Annotated in this window: 4 protein-coding genes; 1 reads left to right on the forward strand and 3 read right to left on the reverse strand. The window is 38.7% G+C overall.

Annotated elements, in window-relative coordinates; translation table 11 throughout:
• Positions 1-342 precede the first annotated feature (342 nt).
• Genes AAEY68_RS20510 through rph form a run of 3 tightly spaced genes read right to left on the reverse strand, consistent with a single transcriptional unit; the run spans position 343 to position 2,156 of the window.
• Complete coding sequence (locus AAEY68_RS20510; RefSeq protein ID WP_007583384.1) at positions 343-723, reverse strand: diacylglycerol kinase; 381 nt, start codon at positions 721-723, stop codon at positions 343-345.
• Positions 724-779: 56 nt separating this feature from the next.
• Entirely contained in the window at positions 780-1,424 is a 645-nt protein-coding gene (gene pyrE / locus AAEY68_RS20515) for an orotate phosphoribosyltransferase (RefSeq protein WP_007583381.1), read from the reverse strand.
• Between the two features lie 18 nt (positions 1,425-1,442).
• Entirely contained in the window at positions 1,443-2,156 is a 714-nt protein-coding gene (gene rph / locus AAEY68_RS20520; RefSeq protein ID WP_002958890.1) for a ribonuclease PH, read from the reverse strand.
• A 179-nt stretch (positions 2,157-2,335) separates the two neighbouring features.
• Between rph and AAEY68_RS20525 the strand changes: the two genes are divergently transcribed.
• The gene (locus AAEY68_RS20525; protein ID WP_002958889.1) at positions 2,336-3,196 is read left to right on the forward strand and encodes a YicC/YloC family endoribonuclease; all 861 of its coding nucleotides are present in this window, start codon (positions 2,336-2,338) and stop codon (positions 3,194-3,196) included.
• The last annotated feature ends 306 nt before the right edge of the window (positions 3,197-3,502 follow it).

The raw sequence follows: 3,502 nt of genomic DNA on the forward strand, positions 1-3,502 counted from the left end.
TTAAAGAACGTTTTGAGTCGCTTTAGCGTCTCAAGGGATGCGAATAATACACCCTTTATTTTTCGAGTCAACACTTAATTTTAAACTTTCTTTTGGAAGATTTAAAACCGAAGTTTTATTTAACTCTCTGAGTAGTTCGCTCCTCGCTATGCGTTGGCGTTTCCCGTCTCAGTGGGGTCGCATTATAGGGAGATCCGAAAACAGATCAACCCTTTTTTTAAGAAAACTTGAAATAATGTGCTGTTCGCTGAGTATTTGAGCTAAACACGTTAAAAACACAACATAACTAGCAAATTATTAACAACTAAAGGTGTTTAAACTTCACAAATATTAAAAGTGAGCTTAAACGATCTTCATATAAAGACTTACACCCCATATGATCAATACGATCGTTAATGAAAGTGTTACGGCTGCAGATCCCATATCTTTGGCTCTACCTGACAATACATGCAATTCTGTACTTACTCGATCTGTTAATGCTTCAATGGCAGAGTTTAGCAATTCAACTATTAGAATAATAAGCAGTGAGCTAATTAGTATTGCCCAGTGTAATAATGATGAAGCAAGCCAAAATGAAGTGGGGAATAATATAAGGCTTAGTAATAGCTCTTGTCTAAATGCAGCTTCTTCTTTAAATGCTGCTTTAAAGCCAAGATAGGAGCAATAGGTTGCTTTGAAAACGCGTTTGAGGCCTAAGCCATTTGGTTTTAATACATCTTTCATTAATAAACTCTATGAATGAAGGTCAAAATAAAGCCCCGCACTGCGAGGCTTTTTATTTATGCTACGCCGTATTGATCACGGTAAGCTTTAACTGAGGCTAAATGCTCGCCCATCGTCCCTTGGTTTTCAAGGTAACTAATAAGGTCTGCTAATTTTACAATAGAGATTACTTTGGTATTAAAGTCGCGTTCAACTTCTTGAATAGCTGATAACTCGGCTTTACCTTTTTCTTGGCGATCTAATGCAATTAAAACACCACTAAGGTCTGCACCATTTTGTGCAATAATTTCCATGGACTCACGAATAGCGGTACCTGCGGTAATTACATCATCAACTAGCATTATTTTGCCATTGAGTTCTGAGCCTACTAATGTACCACCTTCACCGTGTGCTTTTTTCTCTTTACGGTTAAAACAGTACGGTACATCTTTATCATGGTGATCTGCTAATGCAACTGCCGTCGTTGTCGCGATTGGGATACCCTTATACGCGGGGCCAAATAGTACATCGTACTCTATCGCTGAATCTTCTAGTGCTGATGCATAAAAACGACCTAAACGTGCTAAGTCACGACCTGTATTAAACAAACCGGCATTAAAAAAGTAAGGACTTATGCGCCCAGACTTTAAAGTAAACTCACCAAATTTTAATACCTGCTTCTCTAGAGCAAATTCTATAAACTCTTTTTGATAATCTTTCATATCTAGTGGCCTACCTATTTATGCTAATGCTTGCTTTTGTACGTCAATGATTTCACGAATAGAATGTTTAGCTAAAGTAAGTAACTCATCTAGCTCATCAAACGAGAAAGGTTCGCCTTCGGCTGTACCTTGAATTTCTATAATTTTACCTGTTTCGGTTAAAATTACATTCATATCAGTTTCTGCTGCTGAATCTTCAATATATTCTAAATCGCTAATTGCTTGGCCTTTGTATATACCTACTGAAATAGCCGCAATCATATGTTTAAGTGGGTTTGAATTAATCATACCCTTGGCACGCATATGCGTTAGCGCATCAACAAGTGCAACACATGCACCACTTATAGAAGCAGTACGTGTACCGCCATCTGCTTGAATTACATCACAGTCGATAGTGATTGTGTTTTCGCCAAGTGCTTTTAAATCAACAGCAGCACGAAGTGCACGTGCAATTAAACGTTGAATTTCCATAGTACGACCGCCCTGCTTACCACGTGCAGCTTCTCGAGCATTACGCGTATGCGTTGCTCGCGGTAACATACCGTATTCAGCATTGATCCAACCTTTACCCTGACCTTTCATGAAACGAGGAACGCCCGATTCGACAGTAGCTGTACAAAGTACTTTGGTGTTACCAAACTCAACAAGTACTGAGCCTTCAGCATGCAAAGTATAATTACGTGTAAATGTAACAGGTCTAATTTGGTTAGGTGTTCTTTCGCTTGGACGCATTGACGATCCCCTTAATTCAGAATTTGCGACATTATAAGTGTATGTGGGTATAGATACCATGCTGATTTAAATAAATAGCTGTATGCAAAATATTCAGTGTATTAAATTTTCCCTAGAGCTTAAGCGGTGTTACGGTATAATCATCGTAATATTGTATTTATAAATTTAGGAAAATATCCATGATCCACAGTATGACAGCTTATGCGCGTCGCGAAATAAAAGGCGATTGGGGAACTGGCACTTGGGAAGTTCGTTCAGTGAACCAGCGTTACCTTGAAACATTTATTCGCGCACCAGAGCAATTTCGTGGCATGGAGCCAGTTATTCGTGAGCGTTTACGCAAACACTTACAACGCGGTAAAGTTGAGGTTTTTTTAAAGTTTGTAGCAAATCCTGCCCATGTTGGTGAGCTATCAATTAACCAAGCCCTTGCTGAGCAACTTATAAATAGCGCGAAATGGGTTCAACAGCAAAGTAATGGCGACATTAATCCTGTTGATATATTACGTTGGCCTGGTGTTATGGAAGCTGAAGAACTTGATATGGATAGCGTTAATACAGCACTAATTGCTGGTCTTGATCAAGTAATCGAAGATTTTAAATCAGCTCGTGGCGATGAAGGTGCAAACCTTGAAGAAATGATAGCAATCCGCCTTGATGCGATTTTAGAGCAAGTAGAAATTGTAGAAACGCACATGCCTGAGATTGCTAAGTGGCAACGTGAAAAACTGGCTCAAAAGCTAGAAGACTTAACAGCAAACATTGACGAGTCGCGCCTTGAACAAGAACTTATTTATCTTGCTCAAAAACAAGATGTAGCTGAAGAATTAGATCGTTTAAAGTCTCACGTTAAAGAAACTAAAAAAATCCTTAAAAAAGGTGGCGCATGCGGCCGCCGCCTAGATTTTATGATGCAAGAATTTAATCGTGAAGCTAACACGCTAGCATCTAAGTCTATCAATAGTGACATCACTACTGCCGCTGTAGAGTTAAAAGTATTGATTGAACAAATGAGAGAACAGATTCAAAATATTGAATAGTTTTCAGCCAATTATGGCATATTCATAACTTATCAAAACCCGGGCTAGGCTCGGGTTTTTTATTAATACCAATAATATTTTGAATGTTGTTACCAAGCATCTTCGTCTAATGTGAGATTCTCACCTCCAAATCACTCTTTATTTTAGTCATTAAAAAGCCCGACTAAGCTCGGGCTTTTTGGTAACAATTAGCTAGGCTAATAATTACGCTTTGAACGTTACTACAACACACCTACGCCTAAAGTAAGAGCGCCACCTTCATATGACACTTTATTCTAGACATTAAAAAGCCCGAGACTAAGCTCG

Origin of the sequence: Pseudoalteromonas sp. RB2-MNA-CIBAN-0110 (genome assembly GCF_040309305.1) — a bacterium.
Classification (GTDB): domain Bacteria; phylum Pseudomonadota; class Gammaproteobacteria; order Enterobacterales; family Alteromonadaceae; genus Pseudoalteromonas; species Pseudoalteromonas arctica.

Bases quoted from the DNA above. Each gene is read 5' to 3' on its own strand.
- AAEY68_RS20510 (WP_007583384.1), bottom strand. From the start codon at position 723: ATGAAAGATGTATTAAAACCAAATGGCTTAGGCCTCAAACGCGTTTTC.
- AAEY68_RS20525 (WP_002958889.1), top strand. From the start codon at position 2,336: ATGATCCACAGTATGACAGCTTATGCGCGTCGCGAAATAAAAGGCGAT.
- pyrE (WP_007583381.1), bottom strand. From the start codon at position 1,424: ATGAAAGATTATCAAAAAGAGTTTATAGAATTTGCTCTAGAGAAGCAG.
- rph (WP_002958890.1), bottom strand. From the start codon at position 2,156: ATGCGTCCAAGCGAAAGAACACCTAACCAAATTAGACCTGTTACATTT.